Here is a 23,779-nt window from a genome sequence, read left to right as displayed (position 1 = left end):
TTTTCAATTGTTGCATTTGCGGATCGCCTTAGGCGACGTCAAAGACCAGCGGCTTGATCTGAGTGAACAAATCCAGTTCTGCCAGTTTTGCGCGCGCTTCGGCCGGAACCGGAGCGTCGACATATAGCAGGGCAATCGCTTCACCACCCGCATCGCTGCGGCCCAGGGTAAAGTTCGCGATGTTCACGTTCATATCACCCATGGTTTTACCCAGCGCGCCGATGATGCCCGGCACGTCTTTGTTGGTGGTATAGAGCATATGTTCGCCAACTTCGGCATCGATGTTGATGCCTTTGATCTGGATGAAACGCGGCTTGCCGTCCGAGAAGACGGTGCCCGCAACCGAACGCTCACGCTTGGAGGTCACGATGGTCACTTTGACGTAGCCATCAAAAGAACCGGTTTTGTCCTGCGTGGTGGTCGAGATCTGGATACCGCGCTCTTTGGCGATAACCGGAGCAGAGACCATGTTCACATCCGGGTTGGCCTTTTTCATGATGCCTGCGATGACCGCACAGTTCAACGCATCCAGGTTCATATCGGCAACGATACCATCATAGCAAATGTTGATGGCTTCGATCGGTTCATCCGACATCTGACCGGCAAAAGCACCCAGGTGATCCGCCAGTTTGATCCACGGACCCATAACCTTGGCTTCTTCAGCCGTCACAGATGGCATGTTCAGCGCGTTTTCAACTGCACCGGTCAGCAGGTAGTTGGACATCTGCTCGGCCACTTGCAGCGCCACGTTTTCCTGTGCCTCGGTGGTCGCCGCGCCCAGGTGCGGGGTGCAGACCACATTCGGCAGGTTGAAAAGCGCGTTTTCCTTGGCCGGCTCTTCGGAGAAGACGTCGAACGCCGCACCTGCGACATGGCCGGATTTGAGCAATTCAGCCAGCGCGGCCTCATCCACCAGACCACCGCGGGCACAGTTGATGATGCGCACGCCTTTTTTGGTCTTGGCCAGGTTTTCAGCAGACAGGATGTTCTTGGTGCCTTCGGTCAGCGGCACGTGCAGGGTGATGAAATCCGCGCGGGTCAGCAACTCGTCCAACTCGACTTTCTCGACCTGCATCTTTTCGGCCTTCTCTTCCGACAGGAAGGGGTCATAAGCCACAACTTTCATTTTCAGACCACGCGCGCGGTCGCAAACGATGCCACCGATGTTACCCGCGCCGATCACGCCCAGGGTCTTGTTCGTCAGCTCAACGCCCATGAACTTGGACTTTTCCCATTTACCGGCATGGGTGGAGGCAGAGGCTTCCGGGATCTGACGCGCAACAGCGAACATCATCGCGATCGCGTGCTCGGCGGTGGTGATCATGTTGCCGAACGGCGTGTTCATGACGATCACGCCTTTTTTGGACGACGCTTCTTTGTCCACGTTGTCGGTGCCGATACCTGCGCGGCCAACAACTTTCAGGTTGGTTGCCGCTTCCAGGATGGTCGGGGTCACTTTGGTCGCAGAGCGGATCGCCAGACCATCATATTGGCCAATCACTTCGGCCAGCTTCTCTTTGTCTTTGCCAAGGTCGGGCATGAAATCAACGTCGATGCCACGATCACGGAAGATTTGGACGGCGGTTTCAGACAGTTTGTCGGATACGAGTACTTTGGGAGCCATGGGTTTGGGTCCTTCAAATATGGGGTGCGGGAGGGCGCGCAGTTTGGTGCGCGCCCAGATCAATTGGAGTTAAGCTTGCGCTTCGATTTCGGCCTCAAAGGCCCAGGTGAGCCAAGGCAGCATGGCTTCCAGATCGGAAGTCTCAACCGTGCCGCCACACCAGATGCGCAGACCGGCCGGCGCGTCACGATAGGCACCAACATCCAGCGCCACATCTTCGGCTTCCAGACGCTTGGCAACCGCCTTGGCAAAGGCTGCGCCGTCTTGGATGCGGTCATCGGTGAATTTCAGGCAAACCGAAGTGTTGGAGCGGGTTGCACCGTCCACGGCCAGATTGGCGATCCAATCATTGGCGTCACAGAAGTCGAACACGACCTTGGCGTTTGCATCGGCGCGAGCCTTGAGACCCTCGAACCCACCAACAGACCGCGCCCAGTCCAGTGCGACCAGATAGTCCTCAACCGCCAGCATGGAGGGCGTGTTGATGGTGGCACCGGTAAAGATACCGTCGATCAGTTTGCCACCTTTGGTCAGGCGGAAGATTTTCGGCAGCGGCCACGCAGGCGTATAGCTTTCCAAACGTTCAACCGCACGCGGCGACAGGATCAGCATGCCGTGGGCCGCTTCGCCGCCCAGAACCTTCTGCCAGGAGAAGGTGGTCACATCCAGCTTGTCCCAGGGCAGATCCTGCGCAAACGCCGCAGAGGTCGCATCACAGATGGTCAGACCTTCGCGGTCATCCGCAATCCAGTCACCATTGGGAACTTTGACGCCCGAGGTGGTGCCGTTCCACGTGAAGACAACATCATTCTTGGGATCAACAGTCGCCAGATCAACGATCTCACCATATTCGGCGGTTTTGACCTCAGCTTCGATTTTCAGCTGTTTCACAACATCCGTGACCCAGCCCGCGCCAAAGCTTTCCCAGGCCAGCATCTCAACCTTGCGCTCACCCAGAAGGTTCCACAGGGCCATTTCGACCGCACCGGTGTCAGATGCGGGAACGATGCCGATTTTGTAATCAGCGGGGATGCCCAGAACTTCGCGGGTGCCTTCGATGGCGTCCTTCAGCTTGGCTTTACCAACAGCTGCGCGGTGCGAACGGCCAAGAGGCGCGTCGGCAAGTTTGGACAATTCAAAAACGGGGGGTTTGGCACAAGGGCCAGAGGAGAAACGCGGGTTCGCCGGCCGCGTTGCCGGTTGAGAAATAGCCATCAATGCTACCCTTCCAGATAAATGCCTCTCGTTGGGGAGAGGTGTCCCACAGACCGGAATAGAGAGCGCCGCAAATTTGAGCAACCGTCAAAATCGCCCAATACCGGCCTTTCTGATTCCAATTGCGACCATAAATTTCGCCTTTCGGAAACTTTTGCCCCTCTGCGGTCGCTTTGTGGAAACACGGATGAGGGGTGGTTTCGCTGCGCGCGCCTCGCTATGAGTTGCCGGGAATCACTGCAAAGGACGCGCGCCCCATGTTTGTCACCACCCTGCTGTGCAACCCCGCATCTCCGACCCTGGAACCGGCCCTCGCCGACTCGCTGCGCAATGCCTGGGGCGGCGGTGAGCTCCGGTGGCTGGCCCCTGGTATCGCTGCCGAATTCACGCTGCCAGAGATGCCCGAAAACCGCTGGGACGTTTGGGAAGACCTGCAGAAGATCGGCGTCGATCTGGTCCTTCAACCCCTTGAAGGTCGTCAGAAAAAGATGCTGTTGGCGGATATGGATTCCACCATGATCCAGCAGGAATGCATTGACGAGCTGGCCGATGAAGCGGGCGTCGGCGAACGGGTCAAAGAGATCACTGCGCGCGCCATGAATGGCGAATTGGATTTCGAAGGCGCGCTAACCGAACGGGTTGGCCTGTTGAAAGGTCTGCCCGAAGAGGTGATCGCGCAGGTGCTGTCCACCCGCATTACCTTTATGCCCGGCGGCAAAGCACTGCTTGCCACGATGAAGGCCAACGGAGCCTATGCGGCGCTGGTCTCGGGCGGGTTCACTGCCTTTACGGCCAAGGTTGCGGCGGAACTGGGCTTTGATGAAAACCGCGCCAATACGTTGCTGGTGGAAAACGGTACGCTGACCGGCGACGTGGGCCGCCCGATTCTGGGGCGCGAGGCCAAAGTCGAGGCCTTGGAACAGATCACCCAACGCCTTGGCCTGTTGGACACTGACGTTATTGCGGTGGGCGACGGGGCCAATGATCTGGGCATGCTGGGACGTGCGGGCGCAGGCGTCGCTCTGCACGCCAAACCCTCGGTTGCGGCGCAATGTGATATCCGCATCAACCATGGCGACCTCTCGGCGCTTCTGTATATCCAAGGCTATGCCCAAGACGACTTTGTCGCCTGATGTTCGAAGTCAGCTTTGACCTGCTGGTCCTGCTGATTGCAGCCGGATTTCTGGCGGGCTTTATCGACGCCGTGGCCGGTGGAGGCGGGCTGATCACCGTTCCAACACTGTTGCTGGCGGGCGCCGATCCCGTAACGGCTCTGGCCACTAACAAGGTTCAAGGCGTTTTCGGCGCAGGCACCGCAGCGGTGTCTTACGCTCGTGGCGGCCATGTCAAGCTGCGTCGGCAACTGTGGCCCGCAACCATCGCCTTTGGTGCTGCGATGGCCGGCGCATTGCTGGTGACAGTATTGCCAACCGACGCCATCCGTTTGTTCCTGCCAATTCTTTTGATCGGCATCGCGATCTTTTTCGCGACCAAGAAAGGCCTGGGCGATGGCGACCGGCAGCAACGGTTGTCGCCCGCGCTCTTTGCCGCCACGGCGGTGCCGCTGTGTGCTGCCTATGATGGCGTGTTGGGACCGGGCGCAGGCAGTTTTTATATGCTGAGTTTCGTATCGCTCGCGGGTTATGGGATCCTCAAGGCGACGGCGCATACAAAGCTGTTGAATTTTGCCTCGAACTTAGGTGGTTTGACCGTCTTTGCGCTGGTTGCAACACCCTGGTGGATGACCGGTCTGGCCATGGCCGCCGCACAGATCGCCGGGGCCCAATGTGGCGCTGCACTGGCTCAAAAGATCGGCGCGCGATTGATCAAACCTCTGTTGGTGGCGACATCACTTATTCTTGCGGCCAAGCTGCTGTGGGAGATGTTTTGACGCGCCTTTTCTGATAGACTGCACCGCATTCCCAATGTGCATAATCGGTAAAGGATGGTCCCAATGCCTCAATATATTTTCGCCTATCATGGCGGCAAAACACCTGAAACACCTGAGGAAGGTGAACAGGAAATGGCAGCCTGGATGACATGGTTCAACGACATGGGAGAGGCCGTGGCCATCCCGGGCAATCCGGTTGGGCTGTCGAAAACGGTCACAGGTTCCGGCGTGGTCGACAACGGCGGGGCAAACCCCCTGTCGGGGTTTACTGTCGTCAACGCAGACACAATCGAAGCCGCCTGTGCCATGGCCGCGGGATGCCCGATTGTCAAAGATGACTCCGGCACCGTTGAAGTTGCCGAAATCATTGAATTAGAGATGTAACAGCTCTTAGCTTAACAATGCTGCGGCGGGACGCATCTCGCCGCATTTGAGCCCACGCCAATTTGTGATGGGCGCCTGGACAAAGGCCTGGGCGTCAGGATGATCGGCGTGCAACACGCCCAACCGTACGAGAATCGCTGCAATCGCAGATTCCGCCGCGCGGGTGCCACCATCCGTGATCTTGAGCGCGACGCCCTTTTCAATCTCAGGCAAGATCGCAATAAAATAGGCCTCAGCCCCGGTTTTCACCGCTCCCTTGCCGTCCATCGCCCGCATCAGACGTGTGCAGGCACGACCTTCGCCCGCCACCAGTTCAGGATGCGCCATCATCGCATCGCGGATCTGCACCGCCGCCAAGGATTGCGCATCCTCCCGGTGATGTGCCGTGGCAAACCAGGCCATTGCCCGCGCCATGCCCCGCATCGAGCAGGAGAAATTCGGCGCAGAACAGCCATCCAGCCCAACATGCTGCGAGGTTTCACCGGTCAGCGCATCAAAAGTCGCACGGACCGTCTGCTGTACGGGATGATCCACCGCAGTGTAATCGGCATCGCCACCCAGATATTGGTTCAGCGTCAGGAACCCTGCGTGTTTGCCCGAGCAATTGTTGTGAAACTGGCTGGGTTTCTGATCCGCGCGGATCAGCCGTTCCCGTTCCGCCCGGTCTTTTGGAGTTTGCGGACCACAGCAAAAATCAGCCTCACCCAGGCCCAGTTTCTCAACCCAGTTCTGTACGGCGGTCACATGCAGATCAGCGCCGCTGTGAGAGGCTGAGGCCAACGCCAGCTGCTGCGGGCCAAGGCCGTATTTTTCAGCCGCACCAGAGGTCACCAAGGGCAAAGCCTGGATCATCTTGGCCGAGCTGCGGGGATAGACAACCGCATCTGGATCGCCCCAGGCCTCGACAATCTGACCGTCGCCATCACAGACCACAGCGTGGCCGAAATGAAACGATTCCAGTAGATCACCGCGCCAAACTTCTACCAAAGGAACCGGGTTTGTCATTTTGACCTCTTTTCTTGGCGATTTCCCGCCAAACTCCCTTTCAACCATAGCGTCTGATACGCTAATATGTTTGAGTGACGCAAGCGCGGGACAGGGACGAAGACGGTGCAACAACGCCGCAAGACCCCAGCGCAATTGAGGTAGAAGACAGTCTTTGGAGTCGGGACAAATGGCATCGAAACTCGTCCGCATAATTGCGGGACTGAGCGTGGCCTGCGTTGCCAGCATGGCCGTGGCACAACAAGCAACAACAGATAATCGCGTCGGCGCCAATGTCGATTGGAGCGTGTTTCAAGGGGACAGCCCCAAGGAATGCTGGGGGGTTTCCGCCCCAAAAGAGACGGTGAACACGCGCGATGGCCGTGTCGTCTCGGTCCGGCGCAGCCAAATTCAGCTGTTTGTCACCTATAATCTGGGTGCAGGGTCCAATCCCTCGGTGTCCTTTACCGGCGGCTACCCTTTTGCACCGTCTTCGACAGTCAGCATGGCGATTGGGGATGAAGTGTTTCAGCTGTTCACCGTCGCAAAGGATGATCCGAACACACCCGGCGATGATCGCGAATGGGCCTGGCCGTCCACCCCCGCCGAGGACGCCAAGATCGTAGCGGCGATGAAACGTGGGGCGCAGGCCGTTTTGACCGCCCGTTCCGCACGTGGCACCCAAACCAAAGACACGTTCTCTTTGCTTGGGTTCACCGCCGCTGTAGAAGACGCGGAAAAGCGCTGCGGCAGCTGATCCACCGCGATCCAGTACAGTATTCAAAGGCCGCTCCGTTTGGGCGGTCTTTTTCTTTTGCCATGACGCATAACGGATATGCGGTAGGCTGTGCGCATCTTTCGTTTGGCAGAACCGGCTTTTTCCTCTATAGAACCGCCTTCAATCCCATCACAGCCGCCGAGTCCCAAGCCATGACCGCCAAAGCGCCGATCACGCAAGACGTTCTGACCCTGCCCCGCAAAGACGCGGAAGGCGACAAGATCAATCTTGTTGGCCTGACCCGTCCGCAAATGCGGGACGTGCTAATTGCCAATGGCACGCCGGAAAAGCAGGCCAAAATGCGTGTCGGCCAGATTTGGCAGTGGATCTATCAATGGGGCAAACGCGATTTTGCCGAAATGACCAACCTGGCCAAGGCCTATCGCGCGGATCTGGAAGAGAAATTCGAAATCCGCATTCCGGAAGTGGTCAGCAAACAGGTCTCCACCGATGGCACCCGCAAATATCTGGTGCGCATCAACGGCGGCCACGAGGTCGAGGTCGTGTATATTCCCGAAGACGATCGGGGCACGCTCTGTATCTCGTCACAGGTGGGCTGCACCTTGACCTGTTCCTTCTGCCACACTGGCACCCAAAAGCTGGTGCGCAACCTGACCCCGGCTGAGATTGTCGGTCAGGTCATGATGGCCCGTGACGATCTGGAGGAATGGCCAGTACCTGGCGCGCCGAAGGACGAGACACGCCTTCTGTCCAACATCGTTCTGATGGGCATGGGGGAGCCACTCTATAACTTCGAGAACGTTCGCGACGCGATGAAAATTGCCATGGACCCCGAAGGGATCTCCCTGTCGCGCCGTCGTATCACCCTGTCGACCTCGGGCGTGGTGCCGGAAATTGCCCGCACCGCCGAGGAAATCGGTTGTTTGCTGGCGATTTCCTTCCATGCGACGACCAACGACACCCGTGATGTGCTGGTTCCAATCAACAAACGCTGGAATATTGATCAGCTGCTGCAGTCGCTGGCCGATTACCCGAAGGTATCGAACTCTGAACGGATTACCTTTGAATATGTGATGCTGGATGGTGTCAATGATACCGACGAAGACGCACACCGCCTGATTGACCACATCAAACGCTACAACATCCCGGCCAAGATCAACCTGATCCCGTTTAATGAATGGCCCGGCGCGCCCTACAAGCGGTCCTCAAACAACCGGATCCGGGCCTTTGCCAATATTATCTATCAAGCGGGCTATGCCTCACCGATCCGCAAGACGCGGGGTGAGGATATTATGGCAGCCTGCGGCCAGCTGAAGTCTGCCACCGAACGCGCCCGCAAGTCGCGCAAGCAGATCGAAGCCGAAGCCGGTATGAACAACGGATAAGAAAACGCCCGGCCATTGGCCGGGCTTTTTTGTATCAGCGCTCGCGGCCGGGCAAATTATCCCGCGGCGGCGCACTTTCCCAAGCTTCAAAGATCTCCATCGCCTCTTGTGCGCTTTCGGCGAACTTAAAGAGGTTCAGATCGTCTGCGGAAATGGTGCCCGCATCCGACAGCGCATCCCAATTGATGATCCGCTCCCAGAATTCACGCCCAAACAGGATAAATGGCACCCGCTCCATACGCCCGGTCTGAATAAGCGTCAGGCTCTCAAACAGCTCGTCCAAGGTTCCAAACCCACCGGGAAACACAGTGATCGCCCGCGCGCGCATCAGGAAATGCATCTTGCGGATCGCGAAGTAGTGGAAGTTGAAGCTGAGCGAAGGGGTCACAAATTCATTGGGCGCCTGCTCATGCGGCAACACAATACTCAGCCCGACCGAGCGCCCGCCTGCCTCAATCGCACCTTTGTTTCCGGCCTCCATCACGCCGGGGCCACCGCCGGTGACCACCACATTCTCGCGCCCGCCCGTTTCCATCGACTTCAACGTCATCAGACGCGCAAACTCCTGCGCCTCATCATAGAAATGCGACAGATCTGCCAGGGTCTGCGTGCGTGCCTTTCCCTTCTGTGCGGGCGCAGGGATACGCGCGCCGCCAAACATCACAATGGTGCTTTCCACCCCTTGCTCGTCCAGCATCAGCTGAGGTTTCAGCAATTCCAGCTGCAAACGCACCGGCCGCAATTCATCCCGGCACAGAAACTCTTCATCCGCAAATGCCAGCGCATAGGCCGGGGACGCTGTCTGGGGTGTCAGGGGCACATGTTCTGCGCGATCCCGGTCAGAATGCGCGTCGGGAAATCGGCTATGGCGTTCTTCGGTCATGGAAATAAGACCTCGTTAATTCCGTTAGAACTCAACCCTATCCACGTGTCGCAATGGAGGCCAGCCCCACACAGACCAAAGATGGATTTCAATGTGATGAATTGCAGCCGACGTGGTTTTTTCCTAGGTTGTCGCAACTTGTGCGCCTGCAAGATCAGCAGCTGCGATATCAACATTGAAGCCAGATGACCCAAACGATCGCCGATAAAATCTACCTTCTGCTGCGCGAGCGTATTGTCACCGGAGAATTGGCGGCAGACGAAAAACTGCGTCAGGATCACATCGCCCGCGAGTTTGATGCAAGCCACGTCCCAGTGCGCGAGGCCCTGTTGCGGCTGGAGGCCCATGGGCTGGCCACATCCATTCCCCGCCGCGGCATGCGTGTCAGCGCGCTTGATCCCCAGGAAATCCGCGAAGTGGTGGAAATGCGCGTCGCCCTGGAAGTGCTGGCTCTGTCGCATGCGGTGCCGCGCATGCGCGAAAAAGATGTCACCGCGATCCGCACCGCCTTTGACGCCTGCGACGCAGCGACCGATATGGTGACCTGGGACCGGGCCAACCGGGCCTTTCACATGGCGCTCTTGACGCCCTGCGCCATGCCCCGCCTGCTGGATACAATTGCCGATCTGGAACTGGCTGCCGCCCGCCACCTGTTCGCCCATTGGCGCGACACCTGGAAACCGCGACGTGATTCGGATCACGCCGCGCTGGTGGAGGCCATTGACCGCCGCGACGCAGCCGGGGCCTGCGACGTGATGCGCCGCCATTTGCGACGGGTGCGATAAATATCCCCATCTGCCCGTGCAGATTGAGGCATGACCTCTGTGCATTTTCCCGCTATGTAACGCCGAAGAATTTTGATCCTTGGAGAACTCTTATGTCCAATGCGCAGCTGGAAGCCGCAATCGAAGCCGCCTGGGAGGCGCGCGACACAATCACTCCGGCCACTACGGGCGAAACCCGCGACGCCATCGAAGACACGCTGAACGCGCTCGACGGCGGCACATTGCGCGTGGCCGAAAAGCTGGACAATGGCGATTGGCATGTGAACCAATGGGCCAAAAAAGCCGTGCTTTTGGGCTTCCGCATCAAAGATATGGAAGAACAGTCCGGTGGCGCCCAAGGCTCTGGCTGGTGGGACAAGGTCGACAGCAAGTTCAAAGGCTGGGGCGAGACCCAGTGGAAAGACGCAGGTTTTCGCGCCGTGCCAAATGCCGTGGTCCGCAAATCAGCCTATATCGCACCGGGCGTGGTGCTGATGCCATCTTTTGTGAACCTCGGCGCCTTTGTGGACACCGGCACCATGGTGGACACTTGGGCCACCGTCGGCAGCTGCGCTCAGATCGGCAAAAACGTGCACCTCTCCGGCGGCGTTGGTATTGGTGGCGTTCTGGAACCCATGCAGGCAGGCCCCACCATCATTGAAGACAATTGCTTCATCGGCGCGCGCTCCGAAGTGGTCGAAGGCTGTATCATCCGCGAAGGTTCGGTTCTGGGCATGGGTGTTTTCATCGGCCAGTCAACCAAAATCGTGGACCGTGAAACAGGCGAAGTCTTCTATGGCGAAGTACCGCCCTATTCGGTGGTTGTTGCAGGCTCCATGCCGTCGAAAAACGGTATCAACCTCTATTGCGCGGTCATCGTGAAACGCGTGGATGAGAAAACCCGCTCCAAAACCGGCATCAACGAATTGCTGCGCGATTAAGTCTTTTCTTGGGGCTCTGCCCCAAACCCCGAAGTATTTGGAAAAAGATGAAAGACGCGCTGCCTTTTCGCCTTTTTGATAAATACTTCGGGGGAGCCGCGTGAGCGGCGGGGGCAGAGCCCCTCAACTGACCGCGCAAGTTACACTGCCCGGTTTTACCATTTGACCCCAGCCGGTTTTCCCGGCACATGCTTGCCCCATGTCCGAGAAAAAGAAATCCCGCCAACAAATCTATACCCTTCTGGTCCAAATCGGGCGCAAGGAAGGGGATGGCCTACCCAAAGACGCAACTGGGGCCGCGTTGATGGTCTTTGCGTCAGGTATTGACGAAGCCGAAGCGGTCCGTGAGACCGTGGCGATCCTAAAACAAGCAGACACGGCTCCGCTGGACGTGACCGGATATGGTTCGGTGGCCGAACGCGAAGCTGCGGGCCATGACATCAGCCAGGAAGAACGCGAACTGATGCAGCGGGCAAAGGATGAAAATGCGGTTATCGTGGCGCAGATGACGCCCTATTTTGACGATGACACACCAGATACGCTGCACTAACGGCTCGCCCAGTTAGTTTATGCGCCCAAACCATTTGGCATAGATCCGGTCATAGGTCCCGTCTTCGCGCAGCTCCAAGAGTACCCGATTGACCTCCTCTTTCAAAGGGGAGCCCTGTGGCAATGCAATGCCGTAGCTTTCCTGAAGAAACACCTGCCCCACCGTCTGACCAATTCCGCGCCCGGAATGGTTTGTGTAGTAATTCAGCACCGGTGCATCAAAGACCACGATCTGCACGTCGTCGCGTTCAAAGGCGGCGAGTAGCTCTTGGAGATCCCCAAAACCGCGGAAATCCACCTCTCTTCGGTCCAGAAATCCAGCCGCGGTAGACCCCGACAGGGTACCCACCCGTTTGCCATAAAGGTCATTGACTGAATTCACGCTGCCGCTGATGGCCTCGACCGTCATAACGGCCGTGATTTTGGCCACAAAAACCGACACAATAAACAGGGATGAGATCACCAACAACACGCCAAAAACGCGCCCCACGGGGGTGCGCGGGACCCGCTCTTCAAAGCCGCCGTTGACCACCAGATTGAGGGCCCACCAAAAAGATGGGAACCAGGCCTCTTTGAGGGGGCGGTCAAAATAGGGTTGCGCACGCCGCTCGACGGCCCACATCAACATGCCCCCGCCCGCCAAAAGCAGGAATGCGACCCCGATAGCAATCGCCAAGTCTTTGGAAAACAGCGCCCGAACCAGGGAAGGTTGCCGCAAATCTTCGGTTTTCACCATGATTTGCAAACCGCTTTCGAAAATCGGGTGGCTAAAGTCCATATGAACTTCGCGTGCTGAAGTGACCGAAATATTGGCCGCGGCCATATCCGTTTCACCTTCGCTTACATTCAGAAGCATCTCGCCAAAACTGTCGTTTCGGCGCACTTCGAAGGGCTGGTCCATCCGCTTCAACAATGCAGCGACAAGATCCATGGAAAACCCGGCATCACGCCCGTTTTCCACCATCGAAAACGGCGGGCGCGTGACGGTGTCCACAATCAGAGATTGGCTCCAGGCTGCGCCTGCCAGATGCAGAAGCACCAAAAACAAAAATGCACGCGTTCGGGTCAAGGAGGCTCTCTCTCACAAAGAATATGTCGGCGCATGATTAGGGGCAGGCGCGCGTTCAAGCAAGAAATTAAGCGACCCGCGCCTGCAAGAGTGTCTCTGCGTCAAAGGCACCCAAACAGGGGTAAGACGCGCTGTTCTGCCGCCTGATTTGGCTTGTCGGCAGTTTGGCAGCCAGGCTGGCCGCGATCTGCTCCGGCGCATGACGCAGCGCGGCAAAGGTCAGGCTGGGTATCCACAGCCCTGCGGCTTGGAAAGGTTCACCCATTGGCAGCACCAATTGCCATAGACGGTCGACTTTGGGAGCAGCAATACCCTGTACCGCAAATGGCATTGGCAAATCGCCGGCGCGGACCAACGCGGCTGATGTCCCAAACAAATACGTGACCTCAGCCCCGTGGACCAGAAGCCTTTGAGCGGCGCTTAGGGTCACGTTTTGCCGGGCCCCAAGGTACGGCGCGCGCAGCTGAATGGGATGGGCCGTCCCCGCCATAAGAACCCTATGGCTGACGGCGGCAATCAAAGGCACGTCTCGCCCATCTTCGGTCAAGATTTTGTCGCCGGGGCGCAGATCACATATGGGGCGGTCGCCCTCAGATGTGCTGACCTTCAGATCTCCGGGCAGCCCAGGCTGCGGACCGATGGGTTCCGGTCGATCCGAAAGACCTAGTAGCGACACCTCACGACGTGACCTGCAAGCGTTATTTGGACGCAAAACCGCCAACAGATCTGCCACCCGCCATGGCTTTGGCCTGGCAACAGGCTGTGTCTGCATCCGACCTGTACTGAGGCATTCCAGAGAGATCCGCCCCCAACCACAGGGCGCATCCCAGGCATAGACCAACCGCAGTGTCTCTATCCGCGATGTGTCACAGCCCGCAAACACATGGTGGGCCACCTGCCCCAGTTGATCAAGCACAAAGGAAACAGCGCCATTGGGCAATACTGTCAGCGCCAAACGAAGCGGCCAGATGCCAGATTGCGCGAAGGCAAGCAATGGACGCGGGCTTGGCCCGTCGGGCAGTTGGAATTCCACCATCAGCGACCCCTGTGCCAACAGCCGGTCACCTTCGGTGGTCAACTGCTCGGGATCACTCAACGGCACAAACCCCGAAGCCCGATCCCAAAGCGCCAGCCAGGTCATCCGCTAAGCCACCGCTGTCACAACACGGCCTTCATAGCCACGCAGCACCCTGCGCGCAGCGCTGCCATAGCCTGCGCCGGTTTTGGGGTCCAGTTCCGGGAAAATCGCGCAGATCTCTTCCAACACCGCTGGGTCAAACAGGCGGCTGGTCTGATCACCGGGCAGAAAGCTTTCGCTAGCCAGACCATTGGCAAAAATAATCTGGTGGTCATCAAACATAAGATGGACATAGGTCACCCAACCGCCGGGCCGCCGTGTGACCGTTTGGTCATTCAACAGCGCTTTGGCTGGGATCAACACTTCGTCTTCCCCAAACAGCAGTTCGGCCCGCGCATCCGACAGAACCACCCGATGTTGCGGGGACAACCACAGATCGCGGGTATTGCCCAGCGCGCCTTTGGCAATGCGGATCGGAGCCATGCGCCCCTGGGCGGTGACAGTGCGGTTGCCTGCCCAGCGAATGGGTTGATCGCCGTGATCGCGGGTCCTGACCAGATCGCCCACCGCCAGATCTTCGACCCGGCGCAGCCCGTTTGGCGTTTCAATCAACGTGCCTGCCACAAAACAGGGAATGGTGCTGGCTTCGACAAAGCCGATGTCCGTATTGTCGCCATCTGCCACCGTGTAGGTGAAATTGAAATCCTCAGCATCGCCATCGCCCACCAGCGTCAGGGTGCCGTCCTCGTTCAGCATCACATCCTGACCAGTGCCAAGGGTGATGGTCTCCCCAACCTCGATGCGCTGCCCATTGATATGGGTGATCGTCAGCACATTGCCGCTGGAACTTTCATCATTGGCCAGAACATCAACAGTTTTGCTGCCGTCCGGGTCCACATGCACAATGTCCTGATTGGCCACCAATGAGGTCTGAACAGAATCGGCCGCAATCAGCAAACTGCTGTCAAAGGCGGCGTCTGACACATCCGCGATGCCGATCCGGATCGTGTTGATCTGATCCGGGTTCACATCCACCTTAAGCGTCAGTGTGACGGTCAGCCCGTCCATTTCAGTGTTGAAATCACTGTCCGAATTGTCGAGGTAAAGGTTCTGGTTCTCGCCATCATTGATATTGCCGGGATCCGTGTCGCCAGTGCCGATGCCCAGTTCGACAAACTCGTCATTGACCCAGACGCCGACAAAATCCTGAAACACCGAGTCCTGAAATTCCGGGTATTCATCCGAGGCAAAGACAAACTGCATCGTCAGCGTGTCGCCGGTCGGGATGAATTCGACGTCCAGAAATGACGCATCAAAGGTGCGTGTGCCTGCTGCTGCGTTAAACTCGGCCACATCATTGGGGCCGCCGGTGTTGGTGGTGCGCGACGCGGACTGGTTCGCATCACCCGTCGAATTGGTGTAATCCGCCGCCCGCCCGGTGGAGAAGATCACGCCGGTGTCCGACGGTGTCGCGTCCCGCGCCAATGCATCTCCGCCAGAATAGATCGCCGAAGACAGGGGATCCCCTGTATAGCTTGCGCTTTCAACGGAAACGCCATCGCCAAAGATCGTCTGTGCCAACTGCTCTGCGGTTGCAGAGGTATCATATGTCAGTTCGGACGCTGCTACCATTTGCTCTGCCTTTGCCTGCCGATTGGCCCCCCAAGGGACCAACAGAATTGAACAAGGCATACGCAGCCCACATCCGGCCTGCGCCGGGCGTCGGTTGTTCTTTGCAAGAGGATACCGCGACTCTTGCATAAGATGATATGGATGTCGGCCCGGATTTTCCGGTTGTCCAACACGTCTGCTGCCCTGCCTCGGGTCTTGTTAAGAAATGGTTAATCAAACTTAACACATGAGTCATCCGGCTCCGTGAAGACAGTTGATTTGCGCAGTTTTTTTGCCACAGATAAGCGCGCTGCCGATTTGCACCCATGGGCGTTCCGAGGTAGGCCAAACCAACGCCATAGATCAGGAGCCCCTTATGCCCATCACCGATCCCGTCCAATTGACCGCAGATCTGATCCGTTGCCCCTCGGTCACGCCTGTCGAAGGTGGCGCGCTGGTTCTGTTGGAGCGTCTGCTGAGCGCGGCCGGATTTGAATGCACGCGTGTGGATCGCGGCGACACCAGCAATCTGTTTGCCCGTTGGGGTGCCAAGGGGCATGCCCGCAGCTTTGGCTTTAACGGTCATACCGATGTGGTGCCTGTGGGTGACGCAGCTGCCTGGACCGTTGACCCCTTTGGAGCCGCAGAAAAAGACGGGCTGCTGTATGGGCGTGGGGCTACAGACATGAAGTCCGGCGTCGCGGCCTTTGTCGCCGCCGCCATCGACCTGGTGCAGGACACACCGCCCGACGGTGCGATCCTCCTGACCATCACCGGCGATGAGGAGGGCGACGCCACCGATGGCACCACCGCCTTGTTGGACTATATGGAGACGGCACAGGAACAGATGAGCGTCTGCCTGGTGGGTGAACCAACCTGCCCCAATCAGATGGGCGACATGATCAAGATCGGCCGCCGTGGATCCATGACCGCATGGTTTACGGTCACAGGCAAACAGGGGCACTCTGCCTATCCGCATCGGGCCAACAATCCGCTGAACCCGATGGTGCGCCTGATGGACCGGCTGGCCAGCCACACGCTGGACACAGGCACCGAACATTTTGACCCCTCGACCCTGGCGGTTGTCACCGTGGACACCGGCAACCCGGCCACCAATGTGATCCCGGCGCAGGCGACCTCTGCCGTCAATATCCGGTTCAACGATGCCCATTCCGGGGCCAGCCTGTCAAAATGGCTGGAAGACGAAGCCGCCAAGGTCGCCGCAGAATTTGGGGTTACGATTGAGACCAAGATCAAGATCTCGGGCGAAAGCTTTATCACCCCACCCGGAGCGCTGTCGGATCTGGTCTCTGGCGCGGTTGCCGCTGAAACAGGCGTCCAACCGGAACTGTCGACCACTGGCGGAACCTCGGATGCGCGTTTTGTGAAAAACCATTGCCCGGTGGTGGAATTTGGCCTGGTGGGCAAGACGATGCACCAGGTGGACGAACATGTGGTGATTGACCATGTGCATCAGCTAAAGTCGATCTATTCCCGCATTCTCAAGGACTATTTCGCGTGACCCTCACAATTGAAACCGTCACCGACTATGCCCCCTGTATGGCGCTGCGCATGGAGGTCTTTGTCCATGAACAAGGCGTCCCGGTGGAAGATGAGCTGGATGATCTGGACGATCAGGCCATTCACATTCTAGCCCGTGACGGGGACACCCCCATTGGCACCGCACGGGTGCTGGTGAACGGCGACACCGCCAAAATCGGCCGGGTCTGCGTTTTGAAATCCGGTCGCGGCACGGGTTTGGGCCGGGACCTGATGCAATTTGCGCTGGATCTGGTGGCCCAAAGGCCAGATGTGACACGCGCCAAGCTGGGTGCTCAAACTTACGCGATTGGCTTCTATGAAGGCTTGGGTTTTCAAGCCTTTGGCCCCATTTACGATGACGGCGGCATTCCGCATCGTGATATGGTGAAAGAACTCAAATGACACAGACCCTTGTGGTGATGATCAAGGAACCGCGACCGGGACGTGTAAAAACACGCCTGGGGCGCGACATCGGACTTGTGGCCTCGGCCTGGTGGTTTCGGCATCAATCCGCGCGCCTGCTGCGGCGGCTGCGGGATCCGCGCTGGCGCATTGTTCTGGCCACGGCACCAGATGGGGCCATCGGCTCACGCGTTTGGCCTGCCGATCTTGAGCGGCTGCCACAGGGCGGCGGCAATCTGGGCCAGCGCATGGCACGGATGCTGAAACAGGCCGCAGACCACGGTCCTGTCTGTCTGATTGGTGCGGACATCCCCGGCATCTCCCGCACCCATATTGCCCGCGCGTTCAATGCGTTGGGGGATCATGACGCGGTCTTTGGTCCAGCACCTGATGGCGGGTTCTGGCTGGTTGGGGCAAAACACCCCAAACGCCTGCCCCGCACCACATTCCACGGCGCCCGCTGGTCCAGTGTCTATGCGCTGTCAGACACGCTCAATACCCTGCCGGATCAACGCATCGCCCTGGTCGATACTTTGGCAGATGTGGACACCGTGGAAGACCTGCGTCGCGTGCAAGGCTGACCTGTCGCATTTTACTCATGACCTTGTGATCTGACCGTGTTAGGCGAGGGATATGAGCTCTATTCCCAGCAAGGCCGAGATCCTCGATTGGATCTCCGCCCACCCGACCCAGACCTCCAAACGTGATATCGCCAAAGCCTTTGGCATCAAAGGATCCGACCGGATCGATTTGAAACGTGTGCTCAAAGAGCTGGAGGCCGAAGGGCATCTGGAAAAACGCAAAAGATCCTATCGCGACCCGGATCGTCTGCCCCCCGTCAGCGTGCTGGTGGTAAAGGCCCCGAATGAGGATGGCGACCTGTTTGCCCAGCCTATGGAATGGCACGGCGAAGGCGAGGAACCGCGCGTGTTGGTGAGCCCGCGCGCCTCGGATCCGGCTCTGGGCAAAGGGGACCGAATCCTCGGTCGTCTGACGCTGGTTCAGGGCGAGGATCATCATTACGAGGCGCGGCTGATCCGCCGCATTGGCACCAATCCCAAACGGGTGTTGGGGATCTTTCGCGAGGGCGCCGAAGGTGGGCGCATCGTGCCCATCGAAAAGGCCAGCGATCTGGAATGGATGGTGGCGCCCGATGCGGTAATGGGTGCCAAAGACGGTGAACTGGTGGAGGCCGAACAAGCGGGCCCCAAGGGGCGCATGGGCCTGCCCCGCGCCCGTGTGGTGGAACGTCTCGGCGATCCCTCTGCGCCGAAATCCGTATCCCTGATTGCCATCCACCAACATGGCATCCCTGACCATTTCCCCGACAAGGTCATTGCTGAGGCCGATCAGGCCAAACCCATGGGTCTGAACGGGCGCGAGGATCTACGTGAACTGCCGCTGGTGACCATCGACCCAGCCGATGCGCGCGATCATGATGACGCCTGTTACGCCCATGCGGATGATGACCCCAATAACCCCGGCGGTCATATCATCTGGGTCGCCATTGCCGATGTCGCGGCCTATGTGAAACCCGGCACCGCGCTGGACCGCGAGGCCCGCAAACGCGGCAATTCCAGCTATTTCCCGGACAGGGTTGTGCCGATGCTGCCGGATCGCCTGTCAGGTGATCTGTGTTCTCTGCACGAAGGGGTTCCGCGCGCCTGTATCGCTGTGCGCATGCAGATCGACGCGGACGGCAACAAGATCGGCCAGCGCTTTGTGCGGGGCCTGATGCGCTCTGCCGCCTCGCTGCATTACGCCGAGGTGCAAGAGGCCTTTGATGGCACCCCGAATGAGAAATGCGCGCCCTTTCTCGACGATGTGATCAAACCGCTTTATGCGGCCTATGCCGCGCTGGTGAACGCCCGCAAAGCCCGCCAGCCGCTGGATCTGGATCTGCCGGAACGTAAGATTGTGCTGGATGACGAGGGTCAGGTGGCCTCGGTCGCGTTCCGGGATCGGTTGGATGCGCATAAGCTGATCGAAGAGTTCATGGTGCTGGCCAATGTCGCCGCCGCCGAAACCCTGATCAAGAAACGCTCTCCCCAACTGTTCCGCGTGCACGAAGAGCCAGCCGAGGAAAAACTGGAATCCCTGCGCGAAACCGCCAAAGCGGCGGGCTTTGCCCTGGCCAAAGGACAGGTTCTGCAAACCCGGCACCTGAACGCGCTGCTGAATGCGGCGGCAGGCACTGATGATGCAGAGGTGATCAATATTACCACCCTGCGGTCTATGCAGCAGGCCTATTACAATCCGGAAAACTTTGGCCACTTTGGCCTCGCCCTGCGCAACTATGCGCATTTCACCTCTCCGATCCGGCGCTATGCGGATCTGATCGTGCATCGCTCTCTGATCTCCAGCCACGGGTGGGGCGATGATGGGCTGACACCGGACGACATCGAGCGTTTGGACGACACCGCGCAGCATATCTCGGACACGGAACGCCGCTCGATGGTGGCCGAGCGGGACACAACCGACCGTTATTTGGCGGCCTATCTGTCCGAACGCGTCGGCAGTGAGTTTGAAGGCCGCATCAGCGGTGTGGCGCGGTTCGGCATCTTTGTGAAGCTGGATGAAACCGGTGCGGACGGGCTGGTGCCCATTCGCACAATCGGACGCGAGTACTTCAACTTTGACGCCCAAGCAGGCACCTTGATGGGTGTCGACACCGGGATCATCCTGTCCATTGGTCAACGGGTGACCGTACGTCTGGCGCAGGCGGCGGCGGTTACGGGCGGTTTGGAGCTTGAGCTTTTGACGCTGGAAGATGCGGTTATGCCCAAGGGGCACGGCCACAAGCCCGGTCGCGGACGCCGCAGCCCCGCGGGACGTGCGCCAAAACGCAAAGCCGCCAAAGCCAAGATCAAGAAGGACAAGGTCAAACGCAAAGTGATCCGCAAGCGTAAGTAAAACACGGGCGACTCATAGCCGATTGCGACGCTTTTGCGATGTGAAGTCTTTTTTGAATATCTGGCCTCGGCTACACTGAACCAGAGCAGTTGTTATTGAGGTGCACAATGATCAAGTTGGTTTCCAAAACCGCTGTGCTGGTTGCGCTCGGCACATCCGGAATGGCGTCCCCTGAAATCTCTTTGCGGCCCGCAGCCCGTCCTGTGACGCAAGGCCCCGTGGTATTGGCTTCTGTTGAAGCTCAACGCCCAACCGCGCGGCCAGCGGTGGTGTCGCAGACACAGGCAACACCTGTTGCGGCAAACCCTGGCTTTGATGCCTGGACCCGCGGGTTTCGCACGCGCGCGCGCAGCCAAGGCATCAGCGACCGCACCCTGAAACGCGCCTTCAAAGGCATTTCCTATGACGCGGACGTCATCCGCCGGGATCGCAACCAATCCGAATTCACCAAAACAATCTGGGAATATCTGGACAGCGCCGCCTCGGACACGCGGATCAAAAACGGTAAATCCGCCCTGCGGGAACATCGCCGCACGCTGGAACGGATCGAAGCGCATTACGGCGTTCCCAAAGAGGTCGTCGCCGCCGTCTGGGGATTGGAAAGCGCTTATGGCAGCTACAAAGGTGACAATGACGTCATCCAATCGCTGGCCACGCTGGCCTATGACGGGCGGCGCGGGCGGTTTTTTGAATCCCAGCTGATTGCCGCGCTCAAGATCCTGCAAGCCGGGGATGTCGCCCCGCGCAAGATGACCGGCAGCTGGGCCGGCGCCATGGGGCATACGCAGTTTATTCCAACGTCTTACCTGGCCTATGCGGTGGATTTCACCGGCGATGGCAAACGCGACATCTGGTCCGATGACCCTACGGATGCCTTGGCTTCCACTGCGGCCTATCTGGCGAAATTCGGCTGGGTCAAAGGGCAGCCCTGGGGGGTTGAAGTCCAGCTGCCGCGCAATTTCAACTTTGCGCTGGCCAGCCGCAAGATCCAGAAATCCCCCGCCGATTGGGCCAAGCTTGGCGTCAAAGGGTTGGACGGGCGCAGCGTGCCGAACTATGGCAGCGCCTCGATCCTTTTGCCTGCGGGCGGTCAGGGCGCGGCCTTTATGATCTTCAAGAACTTTGCGGTTATTGAACGCTATAACACCGCGGATGCCTATGTCATTGGTGTGGGCCACCTGTCCGACCGGCTGAAGGGCGCAGGCCCCATTCAGGCCAAATGGCCCCGCAGCGACCGCGCGCTGACCTTCAAAGAACGCAAGGAAATGCAGCGCCGCCTGACCCGCGCGGGTTTCAGCACCCAAGGGGTGGATGGCAAGATCGGCCCCAACACCATCGCCGCCGTGCGCGCCTATCAAGCGTCCCAGGGGTTAACACAGGACGGCTACCCCTCGCTCAGCCTTTTGAAAAGCCTGCGATAAAAAAAGCCCCCTTCAAGGGGGCTTTTCTTTTCTCATTTGTCCAGGGCGTTACTGCGGGCTCATGCCCCGCAGTTTCTCGGAACGTCGGCGCAGCAGCTCAACCGTGGTGAGCAGAGCGATTGAGATCAGGACCAGAATGGTTGCCACCGACAAGATCGCCGGGCTGATCTGTTCACGAATACCATTCCACATCTGGCGCGGGATCGTCTGTTCGTCCAGACCACCCACAAAGAGCACAACCACCACTTCGTCAAACGAGGTGACAAAGGCAAAGAGCGCGCCAGAAATCACACCTGGCAAGATCAATGGCATCTGCACCCGCAGAAAGGTTGTCACCGGATCCGCGCCAAGGTTGGCAGCAGCACGGGTCAAGGAATGGTCAAACCCTACAAGCGTGGCGGTCACCGTGATGATGACAAAGGGAATGCCCAATGTGGCGTGGGCCAGGATCACCCCAAGGTAAGGAATACCCCAGTCCTGAATACCGATGGACGAGTAGAAAAAGAACAACCCGGTCGCCACAATAATGATCGGGACGATCATTGGCGAAATCAGGATGGCCATGATCACGCGACGCCCCGGCATTTCCGGACGGGACAGACCAAGCGCCGCCACAGTGCCCAGAACTGTCGCCAAGACAGTGGAAAAGAACCCCACAATCACCGAGTTTTTGGCCGCATTGATCCAGGCTGCGTTGCTCCAGGTGTCGGCCCACCAGCTCCACCCACGCGGGGCCTCGGGATCGGTCATGCCAAAGGTCAAAAGCAAGTCATACCAGCGGGTGGAATACCCTGTGGGATCAAGCTTCAGCATCTTCTCTGTGAAGGTGAAATACGGCTCGGCGTTGAAGCTGAGCGGGATCACCACCAGAATGGGCGCAATAAGGAACAGGAAGATCGCAGCGCAGATTACCAGATAGGTGTAGTGCCAGATACGTTCCAGGCGGGATGCATGTGTCGGAAGAGCCATGTCGTTACCCCAGCTTCAGGTTGTCGATGCCCACCAGCCGGTCATACAGCCAGTAGAGGATAAGAATACCGCCCAGAAGCAGAGCCGCCAGTGCGGCCGCCAAGGACCAGTTCAGCGATTTTTGCATGTGGAACGCAATAAGGTTCGAAATCAGCTGACCATCAGCCCCGCCCACCAGAGCAGGCGTGATGTAATAGCCAACCGCCAGAATAAAGACCAACAGTGCCCCGGCCCCAATGCCAGGCACAGTCTGCGGGAAATAAATCCGACGGAATGCCGTCCAGCTGGTTGCGCCCAGCGAGCGCGCGGCGCGCACATAGGATGGGTTGATCGGCCGCATAACCGAGTAAAGCGGCAGCACCATAAATGGCAGCAGGATATGGGTCATCGCAATCAACGTACCCATTTGATTGTACATCATTTCAAGCCGGTTTTCGTCGCCCAAGAGGCCCATACCCACCAGTGCATCATTGACCACGCCTTGACTTTGAAGCAGCACCATCCAGCTTGTCGTCCGCACCAGAAGTGATGTCCAAAATGGCAAAAGGACCAGGATCATCAGCAGGTTGGACTTGCCCAAAGGCAAAGTCGCCAGAAGATGGGCGATTGGGTAGGCAAGGATCAGGGTCAAAAGGGTAATAATGATCGACAAGAACAAGGTGCGCTTGAACAGCTTTACGTAGACTTGGCGATTTTCATTCACCTGTGTCACCTTGCCATCCGCATCTTTGGTCCGGTCCAAAGCTGCGAGATAGAAATTCGCAGTATAAGACGAGCTGGCATCACGCATAACGCGCCACAGGCTTGGGTCGACCCAATCCTCATCCAGCTCCAACAAAGCTTCTTTGTAAGGCGCTTCCAGTTTGTTCGCCCGCCGCGCGGCTTTGGTGAACATGGACCGCGAGCCCGAGCGCTCATAGTTGATCCGAGTGCCCGCTTGCCCCGCAGCCTTGACCTCACGCAGAACCACGAGATCTGCGGCCAATGCAGCAAACGCCGCCTCATCCGGCTCTGTGCCAAGCGGATTGTCATCAAACCACTGAGAGAGATTGGTCATGATCGGCGTACGGTGACCTGTTGTCACATCTTCATGCCAAGTAAAGCCCTCATTGTGCACGGACCGGTGCAACATCTGCCCGATGGGCATCACAAAGGTCAGAAGAATAAACGCCAACAAAGGCGCCACCAGTAAAAACGCGCGACGACGCGCATGAGACTGAGCGCGCAATAGCGCTTGTTTCAGAGGTTTTCCGTCAGCCGTCGTTAAACCGGCCGATGGTTCGTTGACCGCTGTAGCTTGTGAAAGCGTTGCGTCACTCATTGGATGTACACCTTATTCCCCGAAAGATGGGCCGGGCCTTATGAACTGGCCCGGTCCCAATGGTTGTATCATCCTGTGTTTAAACAGGATGTAT

22 protein-coding genes are annotated in these 23,779 nt (G+C 58.3%); 13 read left to right on the top strand and 9 right to left on the bottom strand.

Annotated features, from left to right (window positions below):
• Positions 1-28: 28 nt before the first annotated feature.
• Both serA and GFB49_RS08645 read right to left on the bottom strand, forming a co-directional pair.
• A complete protein-coding gene (serA, locus tag GFB49_RS08650) occupies positions 29-1,624 on the bottom strand; it encodes a phosphoglycerate dehydrogenase (protein WP_153215458.1) in 1,596 nt (531 codons plus the stop codon).
• 69 nt (positions 1,625-1,693) lie between these two features.
• Positions 1,694-2,839 (bottom strand): phosphoserine transaminase, encoded by a 1,146-nt coding sequence (locus GFB49_RS08645; RefSeq protein WP_153215457.1) that lies wholly within the window; start codon positions 2,837-2,839, stop codon positions 1,694-1,696.
• Between the two features lie 257 nt (positions 2,840-3,096).
• On the opposite strand from GFB49_RS08645, the gene serB reads away from it, so the two are divergent.
• The 3 genes from serB to GFB49_RS08630 all read left to right on the top strand — a co-directional run bounded on the left by serB (position 3,097) and on the right by GFB49_RS08630 (position 5,114).
• Positions 3,097-3,972, top strand: a complete 876-nt coding sequence (gene serB / locus GFB49_RS08640; RefSeq protein WP_153215456.1) for a phosphoserine phosphatase SerB — start codon at positions 3,097-3,099, stop codon at positions 3,970-3,972.
• A complete protein-coding gene (locus GFB49_RS08635) occupies positions 3,972-4,730 on the top strand; it encodes a TSUP family transporter (protein WP_153215455.1) in 759 nt (252 codons plus the stop codon). The genes serB and GFB49_RS08635 overlap by 1 nt, the downstream gene beginning before the upstream one ends.
• A 63-nt stretch (positions 4,731-4,793) precedes the next feature.
• Positions 4,794-5,114, top strand: coding sequence for a YciI family protein (locus GFB49_RS08630; protein WP_153215454.1), 321 nt, complete (start codon positions 4,794-4,796; stop codon positions 5,112-5,114).
• Between the two features lie 6 nt (positions 5,115-5,120).
• Here the strand turns inward: GFB49_RS08630 and GFB49_RS08625 are convergent, their stop codons facing one another.
• The gene (locus tag GFB49_RS08625; RefSeq protein WP_153215453.1) at positions 5,121-6,119 is read right to left on the bottom strand and encodes an asparaginase; all 999 of its coding nucleotides are present in this window, start codon (positions 6,117-6,119) and stop codon (positions 5,121-5,123) included.
• Between the two features lie 169 nt (positions 6,120-6,288).
• Between GFB49_RS08625 and GFB49_RS08620 the strand changes: the two genes are divergently transcribed.
• The gene (locus GFB49_RS08620) at positions 6,289-6,855 is read left to right on the top strand and encodes an invasion associated locus B family protein (RefSeq protein WP_153215452.1); all 567 of its coding nucleotides are present in this window, start codon (positions 6,289-6,291) and stop codon (positions 6,853-6,855) included.
• Positions 6,856-7,028: 173 nt separating this feature from the next.
• Complete coding sequence (rlmN, locus tag GFB49_RS08615; protein ID WP_153215633.1) at positions 7,029-8,222, top strand: dual-specificity RNA methyltransferase RlmN; 1,194 nt, start codon at positions 7,029-7,031, stop codon at positions 8,220-8,222.
• Positions 8,223-8,256: 34 nt separating this feature from the next.
• On the opposite strand, the gene GFB49_RS08610 is transcribed toward rlmN, so the two are convergent.
• Positions 8,257-9,105: an LOG family protein gene (locus tag GFB49_RS08610; protein ID WP_153215451.1), complete on the bottom strand. Its 849-nt coding sequence runs from the start codon at positions 9,103-9,105 to the stop codon at positions 8,257-8,259.
• A 185-nt stretch (positions 9,106-9,290) separates the two neighbouring features.
• Here GFB49_RS08610 and GFB49_RS08605 point away from each other — a divergent pair, with 185 nt between their 5' ends.
• The 3 genes from GFB49_RS08605 (at position 9,291) to GFB49_RS08595 (ending at position 11,360) form a co-directional block, all read left to right on the top strand.
• Complete coding sequence (locus GFB49_RS08605) at positions 9,291-9,890, top strand: GntR family transcriptional regulator (protein WP_153215450.1); 600 nt, start codon at positions 9,291-9,293, stop codon at positions 9,888-9,890.
• A 92-nt stretch (positions 9,891-9,982) separates the two neighbouring features.
• Positions 9,983-10,810, top strand: a complete 828-nt coding sequence (dapD, locus tag GFB49_RS08600) for a 2,3,4,5-tetrahydropyridine-2,6-dicarboxylate N-succinyltransferase (protein ID WP_153215449.1) — start codon at positions 9,983-9,985, stop codon at positions 10,808-10,810.
• A gap of 199 nt (positions 10,811-11,009) precedes the next feature.
• Positions 11,010-11,360 (top strand): hypothetical protein, encoded by a 351-nt coding sequence (locus GFB49_RS08595; RefSeq protein WP_153215448.1) that lies wholly within the window; start codon positions 11,010-11,012, stop codon positions 11,358-11,360.
• A 12-nt stretch (positions 11,361-11,372) separates the two neighbouring features.
• Here GFB49_RS08595 and GFB49_RS08590 read toward each other — a convergent pair whose 3' ends face one another.
• The 3 genes from GFB49_RS08590 to GFB49_RS08580 all read right to left on the bottom strand — a co-directional run bounded on the left by GFB49_RS08590 (position 11,373) and on the right by GFB49_RS08580 (position 15,138).
• A complete protein-coding gene (locus GFB49_RS08590) occupies positions 11,373-12,428 on the bottom strand; it encodes a transporter substrate-binding domain-containing protein (RefSeq protein WP_281347149.1) in 1,056 nt (351 codons plus the stop codon).
• 67 nt (positions 12,429-12,495) lie between these two features.
• Entirely contained in the window at positions 12,496-13,569 is a 1,074-nt protein-coding gene (locus GFB49_RS08585) for a Hint domain-containing protein (protein WP_153215447.1), read from the bottom strand.
• A 3-nt stretch (positions 13,570-13,572) separates the two neighbouring features.
• Positions 13,573-15,138: a Hint domain-containing protein gene (locus tag GFB49_RS08580; RefSeq protein WP_153215446.1), complete on the bottom strand. Its 1,566-nt coding sequence runs from the start codon at positions 15,136-15,138 to the stop codon at positions 13,573-13,575.
• A gap of 355 nt (positions 15,139-15,493) precedes the next feature.
• Here GFB49_RS08580 and dapE point away from each other — a divergent pair, with 355 nt between their 5' ends.
• From dapE to GFB49_RS08555, 5 genes are all read left to right on the top strand, one after another.
• Positions 15,494-16,639 carry a succinyl-diaminopimelate desuccinylase gene (gene dapE, locus GFB49_RS08575; protein WP_153215445.1) on the top strand — a complete coding sequence of 382 codons (1,146 nt, stop codon included), beginning with the start codon at positions 15,494-15,496 and terminating at the stop codon, positions 16,637-16,639.
• Entirely contained in the window at positions 16,636-17,061 is a 426-nt protein-coding gene (locus GFB49_RS08570; protein ID WP_343032521.1) for a GNAT family N-acetyltransferase, read from the top strand. The genes dapE and GFB49_RS08570 overlap by 4 nt, the downstream gene beginning before the upstream one ends.
• Positions 17,058-17,642 (top strand): TIGR04282 family arsenosugar biosynthesis glycosyltransferase, encoded by a 585-nt coding sequence (locus GFB49_RS08565; protein ID WP_153215444.1) that lies wholly within the window; start codon positions 17,058-17,060, stop codon positions 17,640-17,642. Before GFB49_RS08570 ends, GFB49_RS08565 begins: the two co-directional genes overlap by 4 nt.
• Positions 17,643-17,694: 52 nt before the next feature.
• Positions 17,695-19,974 carry a ribonuclease R gene (rnr, locus tag GFB49_RS08560; RefSeq protein WP_153215443.1) on the top strand — a complete coding sequence of 760 codons (2,280 nt, stop codon included), beginning with the start codon at positions 17,695-17,697 and terminating at the stop codon, positions 19,972-19,974.
• A gap of 107 nt (positions 19,975-20,081) precedes the next feature.
• Positions 20,082-21,395: a lytic murein transglycosylase gene (locus tag GFB49_RS08555; protein WP_153215442.1), complete on the top strand. Its 1,314-nt coding sequence runs from the start codon at positions 20,082-20,084 to the stop codon at positions 21,393-21,395.
• 48 nt (positions 21,396-21,443) lie between these two features.
• Here the strand turns inward: GFB49_RS08555 and GFB49_RS08550 are convergent, their stop codons facing one another.
• Positions 21,444-22,364, bottom strand: a complete 921-nt coding sequence (locus GFB49_RS08550) for an ABC transporter permease (RefSeq protein ID WP_153215441.1) — start codon at positions 22,362-22,364, stop codon at positions 21,444-21,446.
• A gap of 4 nt (positions 22,365-22,368) precedes the next feature.
• On the bottom strand, positions 22,369-23,685 hold the full coding sequence (locus tag GFB49_RS08545; RefSeq protein WP_153215440.1) for an ABC transporter permease: 1,317 nt from the start codon (positions 23,683-23,685) through the stop codon (positions 22,369-22,371).
• Between the last annotated feature and the right edge of the window lie 94 nt (positions 23,686-23,779).

Origin of the sequence: Tritonibacter litoralis, assembly GCF_009496005.1 — a bacterium.
In the GTDB taxonomy this organism is placed as follows: domain Bacteria; phylum Pseudomonadota; class Alphaproteobacteria; order Rhodobacterales; family Rhodobacteraceae; genus Epibacterium; species Epibacterium litoralis.
Note: the sequence above shows the minus strand (reverse complement) of the source record. Positions and strands in the feature narration are given on the sequence as shown.

Excerpts from the sequence above, each read along its gene's own strand:
- dapD (WP_153215449.1), top strand. The coding sequence starts at position 9,983 with ATGTCCAATGCGCAGCTGGAAGCCGCAATCGAAGCCGCCTGGGAGGCG.
- rlmN (WP_153215633.1), top strand. The coding sequence starts at position 7,029 with ATGACCGCCAAAGCGCCGATCACGCAAGACGTTCTGACCCTGCCCCGC.
- GFB49_RS08610 (WP_153215451.1), bottom strand. The coding sequence starts at position 9,105 with ATGACCGAAGAACGCCATAGCCGATTTCCCGACGCGCATTCTGACCGG.
- serB (WP_153215456.1), top strand. The coding sequence starts at position 3,097 with ATGTTTGTCACCACCCTGCTGTGCAACCCCGCATCTCCGACCCTGGAA.
- GFB49_RS08550 (WP_153215441.1), bottom strand. The coding sequence starts at position 22,364 with ATGGCTCTTCCGACACATGCATCCCGCCTGGAACGTATCTGGCACTAC.
- GFB49_RS08580 (WP_153215446.1), bottom strand. The coding sequence starts at position 15,138 with ATGGTAGCAGCGTCCGAACTGACATATGATACCTCTGCAACCGCAGAG.
- GFB49_RS08585 (WP_153215447.1), bottom strand. The coding sequence starts at position 13,569 with ATGACCTGGCTGGCGCTTTGGGATCGGGCTTCGGGGTTTGTGCCGTTG.
- GFB49_RS08645 (WP_153215457.1), bottom strand. The coding sequence starts at position 2,839 with ATGGCTATTTCTCAACCGGCAACGCGGCCGGCGAACCCGCGTTTCTCC.
- GFB49_RS08595 (WP_153215448.1), top strand. The coding sequence starts at position 11,010 with ATGTCCGAGAAAAAGAAATCCCGCCAACAAATCTATACCCTTCTGGTC.
- GFB49_RS08545 (WP_153215440.1), bottom strand. The coding sequence starts at position 23,685 with ATGAGTGACGCAACGCTTTCACAAGCTACAGCGGTCAACGAACCATCG.
- GFB49_RS08605 (WP_153215450.1), top strand. The coding sequence starts at position 9,291 with ATGACCCAAACGATCGCCGATAAAATCTACCTTCTGCTGCGCGAGCGT.
- GFB49_RS08635 (WP_153215455.1), top strand. The coding sequence starts at position 3,972 with ATGTTCGAAGTCAGCTTTGACCTGCTGGTCCTGCTGATTGCAGCCGGA.
- rnr (WP_153215443.1), top strand. The coding sequence starts at position 17,695 with ATGAGCTCTATTCCCAGCAAGGCCGAGATCCTCGATTGGATCTCCGCC.
- dapE (WP_153215445.1), top strand. The coding sequence starts at position 15,494 with ATGCCCATCACCGATCCCGTCCAATTGACCGCAGATCTGATCCGTTGC.
- serA (WP_153215458.1), bottom strand. The coding sequence starts at position 1,624 with ATGGCTCCCAAAGTACTCGTATCCGACAAACTGTCTGAAACCGCCGTC.
- GFB49_RS08555 (WP_153215442.1), top strand. The coding sequence starts at position 20,082 with ATGATCAAGTTGGTTTCCAAAACCGCTGTGCTGGTTGCGCTCGGCACA.
- GFB49_RS08565 (WP_153215444.1), top strand. The coding sequence starts at position 17,058 with ATGACACAGACCCTTGTGGTGATGATCAAGGAACCGCGACCGGGACGT.
- GFB49_RS08620 (WP_153215452.1), top strand. The coding sequence starts at position 6,289 with ATGGCATCGAAACTCGTCCGCATAATTGCGGGACTGAGCGTGGCCTGC.
- GFB49_RS08630 (WP_153215454.1), top strand. The coding sequence starts at position 4,794 with ATGCCTCAATATATTTTCGCCTATCATGGCGGCAAAACACCTGAAACA.
- GFB49_RS08625 (WP_153215453.1), bottom strand. The coding sequence starts at position 6,119 with ATGACAAACCCGGTTCCTTTGGTAGAAGTTTGGCGCGGTGATCTACTG.